The sequence below is a fragment of the Streptomyces canus 299MFChir4.1 genome (assembly GCF_000383615.1).
Lineage (GTDB): Bacteria > Actinomycetota > Actinomycetes > Streptomycetales > Streptomycetaceae > Streptomyces > Streptomyces canus_C.
Genome location: NZ_KB911583.1, coordinates 530,175 through 547,864, shown reverse-complemented (window position 1 = coordinate 547,864; position 17,690 = coordinate 530,175). Strand labels below are relative to the sequence as shown.

Annotated in this window: 15 protein-coding genes; 5 read left to right on the top strand and 10 right to left on the bottom strand. The window is 70.5% G+C overall.

Annotated elements, in window-relative coordinates; all coding sequences use genetic code 11:
- The first annotated feature begins 87 nt into the window (after positions 1–87).
- On the top strand, positions 88–1,611 hold the full coding sequence (locus tag H293_RS0106545) for a cytochrome P450 (RefSeq protein WP_020117084.1): 1,524 nt from the start codon (positions 88–90) through the stop codon (positions 1,609–1,611).
- On the opposite strand, the gene H293_RS0106540 is transcribed toward H293_RS0106545, so the two are convergent.
- Positions 1,579–2,400, bottom strand: coding sequence for a pentapeptide repeat-containing protein (locus H293_RS0106540; protein WP_028807607.1), 822 nt, complete (start codon positions 2,398–2,400; stop codon positions 1,579–1,581). The genes H293_RS0106545 and H293_RS0106540 overlap by 33 nt on opposite strands.
- A 161-nt stretch (positions 2,401–2,561) precedes the next feature.
- Between H293_RS0106540 and H293_RS0106535 the strand changes: the two genes are divergently transcribed.
- Positions 2,562–2,762: a DUF5999 family protein gene (locus H293_RS0106535; RefSeq protein WP_020117082.1), complete on the top strand. Its 201-nt coding sequence runs from the start codon at positions 2,562–2,564 to the stop codon at positions 2,760–2,762.
- A gap of 76 nt (positions 2,763–2,838) precedes the next feature.
- Here the strand turns inward: H293_RS0106535 and H293_RS0106530 are convergent, their stop codons facing one another.
- The 9 genes from H293_RS0106530 to H293_RS0106490 all read right to left on the bottom strand — a co-directional run bounded on the left by H293_RS0106530 (position 2,839) and on the right by H293_RS0106490 (position 12,634).
- On the bottom strand, positions 2,839–3,450 hold the full coding sequence (locus tag H293_RS0106530) for an FxLYD domain-containing protein (RefSeq protein WP_020117081.1): 612 nt from the start codon (positions 3,448–3,450) through the stop codon (positions 2,839–2,841).
- Positions 3,451–3,574: 124 nt separating this feature from the next.
- Positions 3,575–4,876, bottom strand: a complete 1,302-nt coding sequence (locus H293_RS0106525; RefSeq protein ID WP_020117080.1) for an alpha/beta fold hydrolase — start codon at positions 4,874–4,876, stop codon at positions 3,575–3,577.
- Positions 4,877–4,979: 103 nt separating this feature from the next.
- Complete coding sequence (locus tag H293_RS0106520) at positions 4,980–6,005, bottom strand: LacI family DNA-binding transcriptional regulator (RefSeq protein ID WP_020117079.1); 1,026 nt, start codon at positions 6,003–6,005, stop codon at positions 4,980–4,982.
- A gap of 80 nt (positions 6,006–6,085) precedes the next feature.
- On the bottom strand, positions 6,086–7,510 hold the full coding sequence (locus H293_RS0106515; RefSeq protein WP_020117078.1) for a BNR repeat-containing protein: 1,425 nt from the start codon (positions 7,508–7,510) through the stop codon (positions 6,086–6,088).
- 24 nt (positions 7,511–7,534) lie between these two features.
- On the bottom strand, positions 7,535–7,855 hold the full coding sequence (locus H293_RS0106510) for an L-rhamnose mutarotase (protein ID WP_020117077.1): 321 nt from the start codon (positions 7,853–7,855) through the stop codon (positions 7,535–7,537).
- A 25-nt stretch (positions 7,856–7,880) separates the two neighbouring features.
- Positions 7,881–8,960 carry a rhamnose ABC transporter substrate-binding protein gene (gene rhaS / locus H293_RS0106505; RefSeq protein WP_020117076.1) on the bottom strand — a complete coding sequence of 360 codons (1,080 nt, stop codon included), beginning with the start codon at positions 8,958–8,960 and terminating at the stop codon, positions 7,881–7,883.
- Between the two features lie 134 nt (positions 8,961–9,094).
- Positions 9,095–10,087, bottom strand: coding sequence for an ABC transporter permease (locus H293_RS0106500; protein WP_020117075.1), 993 nt, complete (start codon positions 10,085–10,087; stop codon positions 9,095–9,097).
- Positions 10,080–11,120 carry an ABC transporter permease gene (locus tag H293_RS0106495; RefSeq protein WP_020117074.1) on the bottom strand — a complete coding sequence of 347 codons (1,041 nt, stop codon included), beginning with the start codon at positions 11,118–11,120 and terminating at the stop codon, positions 10,080–10,082. The genes H293_RS0106500 and H293_RS0106495 overlap by 8 nt, the downstream gene beginning before the upstream one ends.
- Positions 11,117–12,634 carry a sugar ABC transporter ATP-binding protein gene (locus H293_RS0106490; RefSeq protein ID WP_020117073.1) on the bottom strand — a complete coding sequence of 506 codons (1,518 nt, stop codon included), beginning with the start codon at positions 12,632–12,634 and terminating at the stop codon, positions 11,117–11,119. The genes H293_RS0106495 and H293_RS0106490 overlap by 4 nt, the downstream gene beginning before the upstream one ends.
- A gap of 274 nt (positions 12,635–12,908) precedes the next feature.
- Here H293_RS0106490 and rhaI point away from each other — a divergent pair, with 274 nt between their 5' ends.
- The 3 genes from rhaI to H293_RS0106475 all read left to right on the top strand — a co-directional run bounded on the left by rhaI (position 12,909) and on the right by H293_RS0106475 (position 17,681).
- Positions 12,909–14,069 (top strand): L-rhamnose isomerase, encoded by a 1,161-nt coding sequence (rhaI, locus tag H293_RS0106485; RefSeq protein ID WP_020117072.1) that lies wholly within the window; start codon positions 12,909–12,911, stop codon positions 14,067–14,069.
- A 139-nt stretch (positions 14,070–14,208) separates the two neighbouring features.
- Positions 14,209–16,248: a bifunctional rhamnulose-1-phosphate aldolase/short-chain dehydrogenase gene (locus H293_RS0106480; protein ID WP_020117071.1), complete on the top strand. Its 2,040-nt coding sequence runs from the start codon at positions 14,209–14,211 to the stop codon at positions 16,246–16,248.
- Positions 16,245–17,681 carry a rhamnulokinase gene (locus tag H293_RS0106475; protein ID WP_028807606.1) on the top strand — a complete coding sequence of 479 codons (1,437 nt, stop codon included), beginning with the start codon at positions 16,245–16,247 and terminating at the stop codon, positions 17,679–17,681. Before H293_RS0106480 ends, H293_RS0106475 begins: the two co-directional genes overlap by 4 nt.
- Positions 17,682–17,690 lie beyond the last annotated feature (9 nt).

The following is a 17,690-nucleotide window of genomic DNA, read 5'->3' as shown; positions in this document are numbered from 1 at the left end:
CCGATTCAACAAGGGGACCAGACTGAGCGCGCTGTTGAACCCACGTACAACGCGCCCAACTGCCGCTGGATCAAGGGAGATCTCGTCATGGCGGAGACGACGACAACGGCCACGCGGCCGACGGGTTTCCGCAGCGCCGAGCTGGGCTGGCCGGAGCTGCACCGCATTCCGCATCCGCCGCGCCGGCTCCCCCTGCTCGGCGACGTGCTGGGCGTCGACCGGGCCACCCCGCTCCAGGACTCCGTGCGCTTCGCCCGCCGACTGGGGCCGATCTTCCGGCGCAGGGCGTTCAACCGGGAGTTCGTGTTCACCTGGGGAGCCGAGCTGGTGGCGGACCTGGCGGACGAGTCGCGGTTCGCCAAGCACGTGGGCCTCGGGGTCGCCAATCTCCGGCCGGTCGCCGGCGACGGGCTGTTCACCGCGTACAACCACGAGCCGAACTGGCAGCTGGCGCACGACGTGCTGGCACCGGGCTTCAGCCGGGAGGCGATGGCGGCCTACCACCCGATGATGCTGGCCGTGGCGGGGCAGCTGACGGACCACTGGGATCGCGAGCAGATGGCGGGCCGGTCGGTGGACGTGCCAGGCGACATGACCAAGCTGACCCTGGAGACCATCGCGCGGACCGGGTTCGGGCACGACTTCGGCTCCTTCGAACGGGACCGGCCGCACCCCTTCGTGACGGCGATGGTGGGCACCCTGACCTACGCGCAGCGCCTCAACTCCGTGCCCTTCCCCGCTCTGGTCCGGCGTGCCGCGCGGCGCAACGCGGACGACATCGCCTACCTCAACCGGATGGTCGACGACCTGGTCCGCGCCAGGCGCGGGGCGCGCGGGGACGGTGACCTGCTCGACCGGATGCTGGAGACGGCCCACCCGGAGACCGGTGAGCGGCTGTCGCCGGAGAACGTCCGCAGGCAGGTCATCACCTTCCTGGTGGCCGGCCACGAGACCACGTCCGGCGCGCTCTCCTTCGCGCTGCACTACCTCTCCCGCCACCCCGAGGTCGCGGCACGCGCGCGTGACGAGGTGGACCGCGTGTGGGGCGCCACCGACGCGCCGGGGTACGACCAGGTGGCGAAGCTGCGGTATGTGCGCCGGGTGCTGGACGAGTCGCTGCGCTTGTGGCCGACGGCGCCCGCGTTCGCCCGCGAGGCGGTCGAGGACACCGTGCTGGCGGGGCAGCACCCGATGCGCCGCGGGGCCTGGACGCTGGTGCTCACGCCGATGCTCCAGCGCGATCCCGAGGTGTGGGGCGCCGACGCCGAGCGGTTCGACCCGGACCGCTTCGACCCCAAGGCCGTACGGTCGCGTCCCCCGCATGTCTTCAAGCCGTTCGGCACCGGGGCGCGGGCCTGCATCGGGCGCCAGTTCGCGCTCCACGAGGCCACGCTGGTGCTCGGCCTGCTGCTGCGCCGCTACGAGCTGCGGGCCGACCCCGGCTACCGGCTCAGCGTGACCGAGCGGCTGACGCTGATGCCGGACGGGCTTCGGCTGCACCTGGAACGGCGGGCGGGCAGCGCCGCCATGGCCGCCCCCGTGGCGAATCCGGACGAGGCCCCGGTTCCGGCCTCCGAGTCACGCTGTCCAGTGCACAGGGCGGGTGACTGACTCCGGCAGCCGGGTTCCGGCGCTGCCCCTGGCCGCGTTCAGCTGGGGCTGGGTGAGGAAGAACGCGCCGGTCAGGTCCGCGTCCCTCAGGTCGGCGTCGCGCAGGTCGGCGCCGATCAGATCCGCGCCGCGCAGGTCGGCGCCGGAGAGGTCGGCCGCTATGAGGTAGGCGCCGCGGAGACTGGCGCCGCGCAGGTCGGCGCCCTTGAGACGGGCACCCATCAGGTCGGCGCCCCGGCGGTTCTTCTTCTTGCTCCCGCCGCCCAGGCCGGCCCGCACCAGCTCACTGGTGCGCAGCAGGAGGACGTTGACCTGCTGCCGGTGCGCGGGGACGTCGAGGGCGGCGAGCTCATCGGCGGTCCCCCGGGTGAGCGCCTCGGTCCGCTCCAGCATGCGGCGCAGGTCGGCGTGGACCGGGCGGGCGGCGGGCAGGGTCAGCGCCTCGGTGAGATACCAGAGCAGTTCGTGGAGCTGGCGCACGACCGGGAAGACGTCGAACATCCGGCGGGCGTCCGCACGCGGACCGTCACGCCAGTCCCGGCCGCCGAAGGTGACCTGCGAGACCTTCTGCCCGGCGCCGAAGCAGTCGTAGACCGTGCATCCGGTGTAGCCCTTGTCCCGCAGCCTGGCGTGGATGCCGCACCGGTGGTCGTCCCGGAGGTTGGGGCAGGGCGTGCCGGCCGGCTTGTCGCGGGCGAAGTCCGCGGAGGCGGTGAAGGGCAGAGCGACACAGCACAGGCCGAAGCACCGTGCGCAGTCGCCCCTGAGGTCGATCATCTGTTCTGGCATCGCGGCCAGCCTAACGGGCCCCGGGGACCGGCCTGCCTGACAGGAACTCACCGACGGGTTTCCGGCGATGTGGGGGTCTCCTCATCCAACGGAAAACAAACTCCGCTACCACAGAGACACCGGCCGACCGAGGCAGGAGCCGAACGCATCGAGGAGGCGTCATGTGCAGCCACCAGCCCCCGTGCCCCACCGTCGACAGCCCCGACCACCACACCGCGGTGATCGTCTCCGCCCATCCCGAACAGGGCTGGAGCCTGCTGTGCAACGGCACCGTCGTCTTCGACGACACCGGTGAACTTCTGCCGGACGGACGGGTCGTGAGCCCGCACCGCACGTCCGGGGCACCGGCCGTGGCGGCCTGAGTCAGCGGGCGCTGCCCGGCAGGTCGAGCCGGGGTCGTCCGTGGAAGCGAGACGATCACATGACGCACGGCGTGGGTCAATACCGTTGCGCCTTCGCCAGCTTGGGCGTCAGCACCGGGTCGGCGGGCTTGCGGCTGACGGCGACGGGCTGGACCTTCTCCCCCGGCTTCAGGTCCTCGGCGCCGACGTACCGGGTCTCCACCACCTTGCCCGACGAGTCCAGGAAGTCGACCTGGACGGCGTACGAGGCCGTCGCTTCGGTCTTGTTGGTGATGGTGACGACGACGGCGAGCAGGCCCCCGGTCTCGGAGCGCGGCTTGCCGGTCATGGTGACCTCGGATCTGGCGTTGCCCGGTCCGTCCACCTTGGCGAGCTCGGTCCGCGCGGCCTTGGCGGCGCGCGCCGTCTCGGCGGAGACGGCTGCCTCGAAGGAGGAGGCGGCCGCCGAGGCGGACGCGGCCAGTTCGGAGGCCTTGGCCCGGGCCGAGGCCTCGGCGGACGCGAGCGCGGAGGCCGCGCTGCCGAAGAAGGAGGCGGTGTCCGGGGCGGTCGGCCGTTCGGCGGAGACCGACGTGCCACCGGAGTCGTCGTCACTGCCGCACGCCGCCAGGGCGAGCGTGCTCGCGGCGGCCATGACCACGGCGAGGGCGGCGATCCGGGACCGTCCGTGGGGTGACGGTGTGCTCATCGGCTGACGTCCTCTCGACTCCGGCGTCGACACTTGATCGAAATGAACCTTATGCCGGAATCGAAAGGGGGGCATGTCGTCGCCCACGGGCCGCTCGCGCCCACGACGGCCCCGGTCTTCGGCGTCAGACCTCGCCGCGGACGAGGGAGAGCAGCCGGTCCAGCACCCGCGGGCCGCCCGCACGGACGCCGTCATGCTCGAACTCGTCCGTCACCCAGGTGCGGAGCCCGCGGATCGCGCGGGCGGTCCGAAGGGAGTGGGCCGTGTCGACGTACATGTCGTCGTGGTAGACGGCGGCGGCGACCGGAACCTCGTTGGCGGCGAGGCGGGCCGGGTCGTACAGAGGCTGCCAGTCGGTGCGGGCGGCCAGGAGTTCGGCGGTCTCGCGCAGCGGCCGCAGGGCCGGGTCGCAGTCGAACAGCCAAGGGTGGATCGACTCGCCGGTGAACAGCAGCGGCTCGTCGCCGGCGAGGGACTTGGCCGCGTCGAACTGCGGGAACTCGGCGCGTACCCGTTCGGCCGACCAGGCGGTGGGCCGCTCGTCCTGGCCGTAGGTGGCCTCGTGGACGAGGGCGTAGAGCGGGTGGGGCGCGTAGGAGAGGAGGCCCTGGACCTCTTCCTGGAAGGCGTCGGAGAGCTCCGGGCCCTGCGGGGTGCGGACGAAGGCGTGCTCCAGGAGGAAATGCAGCCGGTGGCTGCCCTCGCTGCCGCCCAGGAGGATGCCGAGCGACTGGAAGGCCTCGACGGTCAGCCGGTAGCCGTTCGGCAGGGTCACCTCGTGGGTGAGGAGGTGGTCGGCGATACGGCGGGCCCGCTCGACCTCCTGCGGATAGCGGGCGTAGTGCGCGGCGACCTTGCGCTCCACACGCGGGTAGGCGGCCCGGTAGACGTCGTCGGCGTGGGCGTCGAGGGAGGGCAGACCGCCGGTGATGACGGCGGCGGCGAGGCCCTCGGGGGCGAGGGACAGATAGGTCGTGGCGCAGAAACCGCCGAAGCTCTGGCCGAGGACGGTCCAGGGGGCGCCGCCCGTCACCTGGGGGCGGATCGCCTCGCAGTCGCGGACGATGGAGTCGGCGCGGAAGCGGGCCAGGTAGTCGGCCTGTTCGGCGGCGCCGCCGCGCAGCGGGAGGGTCTGGCGGTTGGCGGGGCTGGAGTGGCCCGTACCGCGCTGGTCGAGCAGGAGGACGCGGTACTCCTTCAGGGCCCGCCCGAACCAGCCCCCCTTGCCGACGAATCGGTTCGCGCCGAAGCCGGGCCCGCCCTGGAGGTAGACCAGCCACGGCAGGTTCTGGCCCGCCTTGTCGCTCGCCACGGCCTCACGGGCGTAGAGCTCGATCGTCTCCCCGGCCGGGTCGTCATGGTCGAGGGGGACGCTGAAGCGGCGGTCGGTGAGGACGAGGCCGGGCTGGCGGTAGGTCGCGGACAACTGGGCTCCCGGGACGGACGGATTCTTCAGGGCGCGTCCCAGTTCAGCACATGTTCGTCCGCCGACCGACCCCTTCGATCATGAAATCTTACTGACTTGCGGGTCAGCGGGCAGCCAGGCTGGAGCGCCGCACCACCAGTTCGGGCTGGAGCACCACCCGGCGGTGCTCGTGGCGCTTGCCGGTGGTCTCCGCCTCCGTCTCCTCCAGGAGCAGTTCGGCGGCCAGGGCGCCCATGGTGACGGCCGGCTGGCGGACGGAGGTGAGCGGGACGGCCGCGGCGGCGGCGAACTCGATGTCGTCGTAGCCGACGATGGCGAGGTCGTCGGGGACCGTGATCCCCGCCGCGTACATGGCCTGCAGCACGCCGAGGGCGAGCAGGTCGTTGGCGCAGAACACGGCGGTCGGACGGTCCGCGAGGCCGAGCAGGCGGGCGCCGGCGTCCCGGCCCGCGGCCACGTCGAGACGTTCGGTGGGCAGCTCGCGCAGGTGGTCGGGGCCCAGGCCCGCCTCGGCGAGAGCGTTCAGGGCGCCGGTGCGGCGGTCGCGAACCTGGTTGAGGCCGGGCGGGCCGCTGACGTAGGCGATGGAGCGGTGCCCGGCGTCCACGAGGTGGCGTACGGCCAGGGCCCCGCCCGCGACGTCGTCGACGGAGACCGAGCACTCCGTGGTGCCCTCGGCGACCCGGTCGACGAGGACGAAGGGGATGCCGTGGCGGCGGAAGGAGTCGATGTTGCGGCCGGAGGCGTCGGTCGGGGTGAGCAGGACTCCGCGGACCCGCTGCTCGGCGAAGAGGGACAGGTACTCCGCCTCCTCGCTCGCGCTCTGGGCGCTGTTGCAGACCATCACGCCGAGGCCGTCCTCACGGGCGGCCCGCTCGGCGCCGCGTGCGACGTCGACGAAGAAGGGGTTGCCCATGTCGAGCACGAGCAGGCCCATGATCCGGCTGCGGCCCGCGCGCAGCTGGCGGGCGGACTCGCTGCGGACATAGCCGAGCCGGTCTATCGCGGACAGGACGCGCGCCCGGGTCTCGGTGGCGACGGAGTCCGGACGATTGATGACGTTCGAGACCGTGCCGACGGAGACTCCGGCGGCTCGGGCGACGTCCTTGATACCCACCGACTGGACCATCGGGCAGGAACCTCCAGGGAGACGAGGGGCGACAGGACGACCTTCACATTATCGTCGAGCCGCCCCCACACCGGTCATGATCAGGCGGGCAACACGAAGTCGACGACGTGGAGCGCCGAGGGGGTCGTACCGTTGGATTTCTCCTGGTACATGAACGACAGCACGTTGTCCTGCGCCACCCGCGTCTCGTCGATCACCACCTCGCCGAAGGCGTTGAGGCCGCTGCCGTCGAACAGGATCTTCCAGTCGGTGTACCCGGACGCCTTGGACGCGGCGGCGATCCGGCCGAACGGGAAGATCGCGTAGGCGTTGTCGTACTTGTCCAGGATCAGCTTGGTGCGCTGGCTGGAGCCGAGCACGACCGGGATCTCGGTCTTCTGCCAGGTGCCCGAGGAGTTCTTGCGGACGTGGAAGGCGCGGCCGCCCGCGGTGCGGTCGAAGACGTAGTTCGTGGTGCACTGGCCGAAGCGGCCGGGGACGTAACTGATGATCGCGTGCGGCAGTCCCGAGGAGTCCGTGGACTGGCTCTCCTGGTTCATCAGGGAGTGGTCCGGGTTCAGCGCGTCGATGACCAGGCCGCTGTCGGTGACGGCGACCTTGTCGGAGCCGCCGGTGGTGCCGACGACGGTGCCGGCGTTGTTGCGCCAGGTGCGGCCGCGGTCGTCGGAGTAGACGTAGCCGGTGTCGTGGTTGGTGATGCCGCCGCTGTTGCACATCACGGCGCCGTTCTGCTCGCGCCAGGTGAAGAAGGAGTGCAGCCGGCCGTTCCGGTCGTAGTCGATGCCGTGCAGGTACATGTTGCGGGCCGTCGAGGAGCCGTGCTCGCTGGTGTAGGTGCCCGTCGAGCCGGACCACTCCCCGAGGTCGGTCCAGGCCGAACCGTCGTACTCCGCGAGGGCGTTGCGGCCGTTGCCGGATATCCCGGCCCGGTAGCCGAGCTGGAGCCTGCCGTCGGGAGTGGCGACGAACTGCGGGTAGGTGAACTGCGAGGTGAGGGCCAGGCCGTCCAGGGTGGACTGGGGCGCGCCGAACCGGGCGGCGGTCCAGCTCAGTCCGGACGGGTTGTCCATGAGCCCGGCGGCCGACTTGACGTAGGTGAAGCCGTCGCTGTGCGAGTCCATGTTGAGGTGGAGGCGGCCGTCCACCTTGGAGACGCCCATGGAGATGACGTTGTGGGAGTCGCTGGTCTTCAGCGTGTGGCCGACCTGGACCGTGGACCAGGTGCTCCCGCCGACGACGCGGCGGCCGACGACGGCGTTCTTGTCGGCGGTGTACCAGACGGCGTACTGGTAGCCCTTGTAGGTCAGCAGGCCGTTCTTCTGGAACGAGTTGTTGTTGACGAGGCCGTCGTAGGAGACGAAGAAGACCGCCTGGCCGTCGAGGGTGGTGGTGCCGGTCCGGGTGACGGAGGGACCGGGGTCGGCGGCGCGGGCTGTGCCGCCGGTGAGCGCGGAGGTGGACATGGCGGACACGATGGCACCTGCGAGCAGCGTGCGCCTTCTCATGGATGCGGCTCCTGATGGGGAAGGTCAGGCGAGGTGGAACACCTCGGTGAGCGGTTTCATCGCCTCGTCCGGGCGGGCTCCGTCGAGGGACTCGAAGAAACCGCCCATCTCGGCCTGCCAGCGGGCGTTGACCTCGGTGGCTTCCATACCGGCCTTGGCGGCCTCGAAGTCCTCGGTCTCCAGGTAGCCGACGAGCAGTCCGTCGTCGCGCACGAAGAGCGAGTAGTTGTGCCAGCCGGTGGCCGAGAGCGCTTCCAGCATCTCCGGCCACACGGCGGCGTGGCGTTCGCGGTACTCGGCGATCCGGTCCTCACGGACCTTGAGGAGGAAACAGACGCGCTGCATGAAGTACCGCTCCTTGAGAGGGCGATCAGAAGTTGAACTGGTCGATGTTCTTGGCGGTGAACACGGTCGGCTTGCCGAGGTTGATCACGCCGTCCTTGCCGATGGTGTACGTGGTGCCGCCGGCCTTGAAGGTCTCGCCCTCCTTGCCGGTGATCTGACCGGAGACCAGCGCGACGGCGGTCTGGGCGGCCAGCGCGCCGAGCTTCGCCGGGTCCCACAGCTCGAAGCCCTCGACGGTGCCGTTCTTGACGTACTTGCGCATGTCGTTGGGGGTGCCGAGGCCGGTCAGCTTGACCTTGCCCTTGTACTTGGAGCCGGAGAGGTACTGGGCCGCCGCCTTGATGCCGACCGTGGTCGGGGAGATGATCCCCTTCAGGTTCGGGTACTCCTGGAGCAGGCCCTGGGTCTGCTGGAAGGACTGCTGGGCGTCGTCGTTGCCGTACGCGACCTTGACGAGCTTGATGTTCTTGTACTTCGGGTCCTTCAGCTCGTCCTTCATGAAGTCGATCCAGGTGTTCTGGTTCGTCGCCGTCTGGGCGGCGGACAGCATCGCGATCTCGCCCTTGTAGCCGATCTGCTCGGCGAGCAGCTGCACCTCGGTGCGGCCGAGGTCCTCGGCGGAGGCCTGCGAGACGAAGGCGTTGCGGCAGTCGGCCTTGGTGTCGGAGTCGTAGGTGACGACCTTGATGTCGTTCTTCATGGCCTGCTTCAGCGCGGTGCACAGGGCGCCCGGGTCCTGCGCGGACACGGCCATCGCGTTGACCTGCTGCTGGGTGAGCATGTTGACGTAGGAGACCTGGCCGGCGGTGTCGGTGGCGCTGGACGGACCGACCTCCTTGTACTTGCTGCCCAGTTCGGTCAGCGCCTTCTCGCCGCCCTTGTCCGCGGAGGTGAAGTACGGGTTGTTGACCTGCTTGGGCAGGAACCCGACGGTCAAACCCTTCTTGGTGGCCGCGTTGGGGTCGGCCTTGGCGGTGGAGGCCGCTGAGGCGCCCTCGTCCTGCACGTCCTTCTTGGTGGTGCCGCCGCACGCGGTGAGCGCGAGGGCGAGCGAGGTGCCGGCGGCGAGGGCCGCGCAGGAACGGCGGAGGGATGACTTGCGCATGACGGGTCCTTTGTGACGGAGGTGAACGGTTGCGCCCCTCAGGGGCGCGGGGCGGTATCGATGTGCGGCTCCGCCGCGCGGGCGCGACCAGCCACAGACGGCCCGCAGCTTTGAGACGGCCTTCCAGCGGAGCGTTACGCGGCTCGGCGGCCGGCCCTCGCAACCGAGATCTGCCGTGCGACCCGGGGGCCGAGCACGGAGAGGACGAGAAGAACGCCGGTGACGACGATCTGGGACTGGGCGGAGACGTCCTGGAGGCTCATCACGTTCTGCAGCGTGCCGAGGAGGAAGACTCCCGCGATCGCGCCGCCGAGCGTGCCCTTGCCGCCGTCGAAGTCGATGCCGCCCAGCAACACGGCTGCCACGACGGAGAGTTCGAGGCCCGTGGCGTTGTCGTAGCGGGCACTGGCGTAGTGCAGTGCCCAGAAGATCCCGGTGAGCGAGGCCATCAGGCCCGTCACCGTGAACAGGATGAGCTTCTGGCGCTTGACGCGGATGCCGGCGAACCGCGCCGCCTCCTCGCTCGCGCCGGTGGCGAACACCGACCGCCCGAACGGCGTGGCGTGCAGGACGACCACGGCGATCGCGAGCAGGACGAGGAAGGGCAGGAAGGCCTGCGGGATGAAGGTGTCCCCGATCCGGCCCGCCGCGAAGTCCAGGTACTGCGTGGGGAAGTCGGTGACCGCGTCGGAGCCGAGCACGATCTGTGCGATGCCCCGGTAGGCGGCGAGCGTGCCGATGGTGACGGCGAGGGAGGGCAGGCCCAGGCGGGTCACGAGCAGACCGTTGACGAGTCCGCACGCCACTCCCAGCACCAGGCAGATCGGGATGATCACCTCGATCGTCAGGCCCTGGTTCCACAGGGCGCCCATCACCGCGCCGGACAGTCCGGCGGTGGAGGCGACGGAGAGGTCGATCTCGCCGGAGACCACGAGGAGGGTCATGGGCAGGGCGATCAGCGCGATCGGCAGGGTGTTGCCGATCAGGAAGGACAGGTTCAGCACGTTGCCGAAGCCGTCGACGGTGCCGAAGGAGAGCAGCAGGACCACGATCAGGAGAGCACCGACGGCTGAGTCCCACCTTTTCAAGGTGGACCAGCGGCTCGCGCGGCTGAGGGACTCAGGCATGGCGGGCGTTCCTCTTCTTCAGGGCCAAGGCCACGCGCAGCGCGACGATCCGGTCGACCGCGATGGCGAGGATGAGCAGGATGCCGTTGATGGCGAGCACCCAGACCGAGCTGACGCCGAGGGCGGGCAGCACGCTGTTGATGGAGGTCAGCAGCAGGGCGCCGAGGGCCGCGCCGTAGACGCTGCCGGAGCCGCCGGTGAAGACGACACCGCCGACCACGACCGCGCTGACGACGGTCAGTTCGTAGCCGGTTCCGGTCCCGGAGTCGACGTTGCCGAACCGGGCCAGGTACATCGCGCCGGCGAGGCCGGCGAGGCCGCCGCAGAAGGTGTACGCGGCCAGGATCCGCTTGCGCACCGGGATGCCGGCGAGCCGTGCGGCCTCGGGGTTGGAGCCGAGCGCGTACAGCTCGCGTCCACTGCCGAAGTGCTTGAGGTAGTACGCGGTGGCGACGAGGACGGCCAGCGCGATCAGGGCCAGCCAGGGCACCGCGGAGATGCCGCCGGAGCCGAAGTTCACAAAGCTGTCCGGGAGGTCGGCCGCCGTGATCTGGCGGGAGCCGACCCAGATGGAGTCGATGCCCCGGATGATGTAGAGCGTGCCGAGGGTGACCACGAGCGCGGGCACCTGGCCGAGGCTCACGAGGAGGCCGTTGAGCAGGCCGAAGCCGATGCCGAGCAGGACCGCGAGGACGATCGCCACGACGGGGTTGCCGCCGCCGTGCAGGTAGGTGCCGGTGGCGAAGGCGCTGATGCCGAGGATGGAGCCGACCGAGAGGTCGACGTTCCTCGTGATGACCACCAGCGACTGCCCGGTGGCGACCAGCACCAGGATCGTGGCGTTCAGCAGCAGGTCCTTGATGCCCTGCTCGGTGAGGAAGTCGCTGTTCCCGATCTGGGTGACGACGATCATCACCAGGAAGACGACCAGGATGGCGAGCTCGCGCATCTTGAATACGCGGTCGACCAGCCGGGTGCCGCTGGACTTGGGTACGTCGGTCACGGGGGCCTGGTGGGGAGTCGTCACCGTCATGCGGCGGCCCTCCCGGTGGCTGCGGCCATCACGGTTTCCTCAGTGGCGTCGGAGCGCGGGATCTCGGCGGTGAGACGGCCCTCGTGCATCACGAGCACGCGGTCGGCCATGCCGAGGATCTCGGGCAGGTCGGAGGAGATCATCAAGATGGCCACCCCGTCGGCGGCCAGCTCGCCCAGCAGCCGGTGCACCTCGGCCTTGGTGCCGACGTCGATACCGCGGGTCGGCTCGTCGACGATGAGCACCTTGGGGCCGGTGGCCAGCCACTTGGCGAGGACGACCTTCTGCTGGTTGCCGCCCGACAGGGTGTTGACGGTGTCGGCGATCCGGGCGTACTTCACCTGAAGCTTGACGGCCCAGTCGAGGGAGCGGCTGCGTTCGGCGCCGCGGTCCATCAGGCCCGCCTTGACGGTCGTGCGCAGGCCCGTGAGGCCGATGTTGCGCTCGATGGACATGTCCATCACGAGACCCTGGGCGCGCCGGTCCTCGGGGACCAGGGCGAGGCCGGCGGCCATCGCGGTGGACGGGGCGCCGTTGAGCAGCGCCCTGCCGTCCACGGAGACCTCGCCGGCGTCCCAGCGGTCGATGCCGAACACGGCGCGGGCGACCTCGGTACGGCCCGCTCCGACGAGTCCCGCGAGACCGACGATCTCGCCTCGCCTGACCTCGAACGAGACGTCGGTGAAGACTCCCTCCCGGGTCAGCCGGCTCACCGTGAGCGCGACCTCGCCGGGGCGTACGTCCTGCTTGGGGTACAGCTCGTCGAGGTCACGGCCGACCATACGGCGGACCAGGTCGTCCTCGGTCATGCCCTCGATCGGCTCGCTGGCGATCCAGGCGCCGTCGCGCAGGGTGGTGACCCGCCGGCAGATCTGGAAGATCTCCTCCAGCCGGTGCGAGATGAACAGCACCGCGGCACCCTGCTCACGGAGCGCCTTGACGACGCCGAAGAGCCGGGCCACCTCGCTGCCGGTCAGGGCCGCGGTGGGCTCGTCCATGATCAGGACGCGGGCCTCGAAGGACAGCGCCTTGGCGATCTCGACGATCTGCTGGTCGGCGATGGACAGGCCGCGCGCCGGGCGGTCGGGGTCGAGCTCGACCCCGAGGCGCTGCATCAGGGCCAGGGTCGCGGCGTGCGTGGCCTTGTGGTCGATCCGGCCCAGGGCGCGCCGGGGCCGGCGGCCCATGAAGATGTTCTCGGCGATCGACAGGTCGGGGAAGAGCGTGGGCTCCTGGTAGATCACGGCGATACCGGCGTCGCGGGCGTCACCGGGACCGTGGAAGACGACCGGCTCACCGTCGAGCACTACCTGGCCGGTGTCCGGTCGGTGCACTCCCGCGAGGGTCTTGATGAGGGTCGACTTGCCCGCGCCGTTCTCCCCGGCGAGGGCATGCACCTCCCCGGGAAACAGCTCCAGGGAGACGTCCCGCAGGGCGCGAACCGCGCCGAAGGACTTCGAAATGTCCTTGAGCGCGAGAACCGGGGCCGGACCCGTGGTGGACGGGTGGGTCATTGGGGCTCCTCGACGACGCCGGCGGGACGGCCCTCACGGCACCGTGAAAGGTTTCAACTTGGTTGCCGGGACGTTAGGCGTGGAGCGCATGTCACGTCAATGGGTTCGTGTCGAAAAACTTTCGATGAACTCAGGCCACAGGGGGGTCACGGGCAACAGCCTTGGTCGCAGGGGTTGACACCCCCGCGAGGGCCCCATACTTTCCCGTATTGAATCGTTTCATAGAGAAGCAGTTCGAAGAGCCCTCAAGACCCGACGTCACAGGAGCCCTGAAGTGACCGAGCTCGCCGCGGTGAAGGCCGCTCTCAAGACCCAGGCCGTCGAGACGCCGTCGTGGGCGTACGGGAACTCGGGAACCCGCTTCAAGGTGTTCGCCCAGCAGGGCGTACCGCGTACTCCTGAGGAGAAGCTGGAGGACGCGGCACAGGTGCACGCGTTCACCGGGGTGGCCCCGACCGTCGCCCTGCACATCCCGTGGGACAAGGTCGAGGACTACGCCGCGCTGGCGAAGTTCGCCGAGGAGCGGGGCGTGAGGCTGGGCGCCATCAACTCCAACACCTTCCAGGACGACGACTACAAGCTGGGCAGCATCTGCCATCCGGACGCCTCGGTGCGCCGGAAGGCACTGGATCACCTGCTGGAGTGCGTCGACATCATGGACGCCACGGGGTCCACGGACCTGAAGCTGTGGTTCGCCGACGGGACGAACTACCCCGGTCAGGACGATCTGCGGGCACGGCAGGACCGGCTCGCCGAAGGACTCTCCGAGGTGTACGACCGCCTGGGCGACGGGCAGCGGATGCTCCTTGAGTACAAGTTCTTCGAGCCGGCGTTCTACTCGACGGACGTGCCGGACTGGGGGACGGCGTACGCGCACTGCCTGAAGCTCGGGGAGAAGGCGCAGGTCGTCGTCGACACCGGGCACCACGCTCCCGGGACCAACATCGAGTTCATCGTCACCACGCTGCTGCGGGAGGGGAAGCTCGGCGGGTTCGACTTCAACTCGCGGTTCTACGCCGACGACGACCTCATGGTGGGCGCGGCCGACCCCTTCCAGCTGTTCCGGATCATGTACGAGGTCATCCGGGGTGGTGGCTACACGCCGGACGTCGCCTTCATGCTCGACCAGTGCCACAACATCGAGGCGAAGATTCCGGCGATCATCCGGTCGGTCATGAACGTGCAGGAGGCGACGGCGAAGGCGTTGCTGGTCGACCGGGACGCCCTTGCTGTGGCTCAGCGCGAGGGGGATGTCCTGGAGGCGAACGCGGTGCTGATGGACGCGTACAACACGGACGTGCGGCCGCTGCTTGCCGAGGTGCGCGAGGAGATGGGTCTCGACGCGAACCCCGTCGCTGCGTACAAGCGGTCCGGGTGGGCCGAGAAGACGGTGGCCTCGCGAGTCGGCGGGGAACAGGCTGGTTGGGGAGCGTAAGCGTCTGCCGATTTCCGCCTTATGCGGGGTGCGGGTCCGTTGTGGCTGGTCGCGCCCGCGCGGCGGTAGCCGCACATTGATACAGCCCCGCGCCCCTAGGTAAGAACACTCCCCCTCTCTCAAGAAGGACTGAACGTTCATGGCAACCCACCCCGAAGCCGCCGCCCTCCTTGCCCGCTCCCATCGGCTTGGCTCCGATCCCCGTAACACCAACTACGCCGGCGGCAACGCGTCCGCCAAGGGCACCGACACCGATCCCGTCACCGGGGGTGATGTCGAGCTGATGTGGGTCAAGGGGTCCGGGGGTGACCTCGGAACGCTCACCGAGGCCGGGCTGGCCGTGCTGCGGCTGGACCGGATGCGGGCGCTCGTCGACGTGTACCCGGGCGTCGAGCGCGAGGACGAGATGGTCGCCGCGTTCGACTACTGCCTGCACGGCAAGGGAGGCGCCGCTCCCTCCATCGACACCGCGATGCACGGGCTCGTCGAGGCCGCGCACGTCGATCACCTGCACCCCGACTCCGGGATCGCGCTGGCCTGCGCCGCCGACGGGGAGAAGCTGACCGCCGAGTGTTTCGGCGACACGGTGGCCTGGGTGCCGTGGCGGCGGCCCGGGTTCCAGCTGGGGCTGGACATCGCCGCCATCAAGGCCGCCAACCCGCAGGCGATCGGGGTCGTCCTCGGCGGGCACGGGATCACCGCCTGGGGTGACACGGCCGAGGAGTGCGAGAAGAACTCGCTGCACATCATCCGGACCGCCGAGAAGTTCCTGGAGGAGCGCGGCCTGGCCGAACCCTTCGGGCCCGTCATCGAGGGGTACGGCGCGCTCGGCGAGGCCGACCGGAAGGAACGGGCCGCCGCGCTCGCGCCGTACGTCCGCGCGATCGCCTCCCAGGACAAGCCGCAGGTCGGGCACTTCAACGACTCCGAGCCGGTGCTGGAGTTCCTGGCCCGGGCCGAGCACCCGAGGCTCGCCGCGCTCGGCACCTCCTGCCCCGACCACTTCCTGCGGACCAAGGTACGGCCCCTCGTCCTGGACCTGCCGCCGACCGCTCCGCTGGAGGAGGCCGTCGCGCGGCTCGACGAACTGCACGCCGAGTACCGCGAGGAGTACGCCGCCTACTACCAGCGGCACGCCCTGCCCGACTCCCCCGCCATGCGCGGCGCCGACCCGGCGATCGTGCTGATCCCGGGCGTCGGCATGTTCTCCTTCGGCAAGGACAAGCAGACCGCCCGGGTCGCGGGCGAGTTCTACGTCAACGCCATCAACGTGATGCGGGGCGCCGAGGCCGTCTCGTCGTACGCGCCGATCGAGGAGTCCGAGAAGTTCCGCATCGAGTACTGGGCCCTGGAGGAGGCCAAGCTCCAGCGGATGCCGAAGCCCAAGCCGCTCGCCACGCGCGTGGCGCTGGTGACCGGCGCCGGCAGCGGGATCGGGAGGGCCATCGCGCAGCGCCTGGTCACCGAGGGCGCGTGTGTCGTCGTCGCCGACCTCAACGCCGAGAACGCCGCCGCGGTCGCCGAGGAGCTCGGCGGACCCGACAAGGCCGTCGCGGTGACCGTGGACGTGACGGACGAGGAGCAGATCGCCGGGGCGTTCAAGGCCGCCCTGCTTGCCTTCGGCGGCGTGGACCTCGTCGTCAACAACGCCGGTATCTCCATCTCCAAGCCGCTCCTGGAGACCTCCGCCAAGGACTGGGACCTCCAGCACGACATCATGGCGCGCGGTTCCTTCCTGGTGTCGCGGGAGGCGGCCCGGGTGATGATCGCGCAGAAGCTGGGCGGCGACGTCGTCTACATCGCCTCCAAGAACGCCGTGTTCGCCGGCCCCAACAACATCGCCTACTCCGCCACCAAGGCCGACCAGGCCCACCAGGTGCGGCTGCTGGCCGCGGAGCTGGGCGAGCACGGCATCCGCGTCAACGGCGTCAACCCGGACGGCGTGGTGCGCGGGTCCGGCATCTTCGCCGGCGGCTGGGGCGCCCAGCGGGCGGCCGTGTATGGCGTGCAGGAGGAGAAACTCGGCGAGTTCTACGCCCAGCGGACCATCCTCAAGCGCGAGGTCCTCCCCGAGCACGTGGCCAACGCGGTGTTCGCGCTGACCGGCGGGGAGCTGACGCACACCACCGGGCTGCACGTCCCGGTCGACGCCGGCGTCGCGGCCGCCTTCCTGCGATGAGCGCGTCCGTGAAGTCGTACGCCGCGGTCGACCTCGGCGCGTCCAGCGGACGTGTCATGGTCGGCCGCGTCGGCCCCGACAGCCTGGAGCTGACCGAGGCCCACCGGTTCGCCAACCGTCCGGTCCGCGTCCCGGAGGGCCTGCGCTGGGACATCCTCTCGCTCTACGGCGGTGTCCTGGACGGGCTCAAGGCCGCCGGGCAGGTCGACTCCGTCGGGATCGACAGCTGGGCCGTGGACTACGGGCTGCTGGACGCCGACGGGGCACTGCTCGGCAACCCGGTGCACTACCGGGACTCCCGTACCGAGGGGGTCGCGCAGAAGGTGTGGGCGACCGTGCCCGCGCCCGAGCTCTATGCGGCGACCGGGCTCCAGTACGCGCCCTTCAACACGCTGTACCAGCTCGTCGCCGACCGACTCACCGGCGCGCACAGGCTGTTGCTCATCCCCGACCTGCTCACCTACTGGCTGACCGGCGAGCAGGGCACCGAGCTGACCAATGCCTCGACCACCCAGCTGATCGATCCCCGGACGCGCGGATGGTCGTACGACATCGCCTCGCGCCTCGGCATCGACCTGGGGCTGTTCGCGCCCCTGCGGCGGCCCGGCGACCCAGCCGGGCTGCTGCGGCCGGAGGTGCTGGAGGAGACCGGTCTGCAAGGCCCCGTGCCGGTGACGGCCGTCGGGTCGCACGACACCGCCTCCGCGGTGGCCGCCGTCCCCGCCTCCGGTGAGCGGTTCGCCTACATCTGCACCGGCACGTGGTCCCTGGCGGGGCTCGAACTGGACGCGCCGGTGCTGACGGAGGAGAGCCGGGCCGCCAACTTCACCAATGAGCTGGGGCTCGACGGCACGGTCCGGTATCTGCGGAACATCATGGGGCTGTGGCTGCTCCAGGAGTGCGTACGGGCCTGGGGCGACCCGGATCTGGGCGAGCTGCTCCCCGAGGCGGCCAAGGTGCCGGCGCTGCGGTCGGTGGTGGACGCCTCCGATCCCGTCTTCCTCCCGCCGGGGCGGATGCCGGAGCGGATCGCCGAGGCCTGCCGTGCCTCTGGGCAGCCGGTGCCCGTCTCCCCCGCCGAGGTCACGCGCTGCATCCTCGACTCGCTGGCCCTGGCCCACCGCAAGGCGGTGGAGGAGGCGCAGCGGCTGGCCGACCACCCCGTGGACGTCGTGCACGTCGTCGGGGGCGGGACGCGCAACACCCTGCTGTGCCAGCTGACCGCCGACGCCTGCGGGCTGCCGGTGGTGGCGGGGCCGACCGAGGCGGCCGCCCTCGGCAACGTCCTGGTCCAGGCGCGGGCCCACGGGCTCGTGGGCGACCTCGCGGGCGGGCGCGAGCTGCTCACCCGTACGCAGCCGCTCACGCGGTACGAGCCGCAGGGCGACACCGCGCGCTGGCGCGAGGCTCAGTCCCGGCTCGCCGGGGCCTGACCCGGGGGG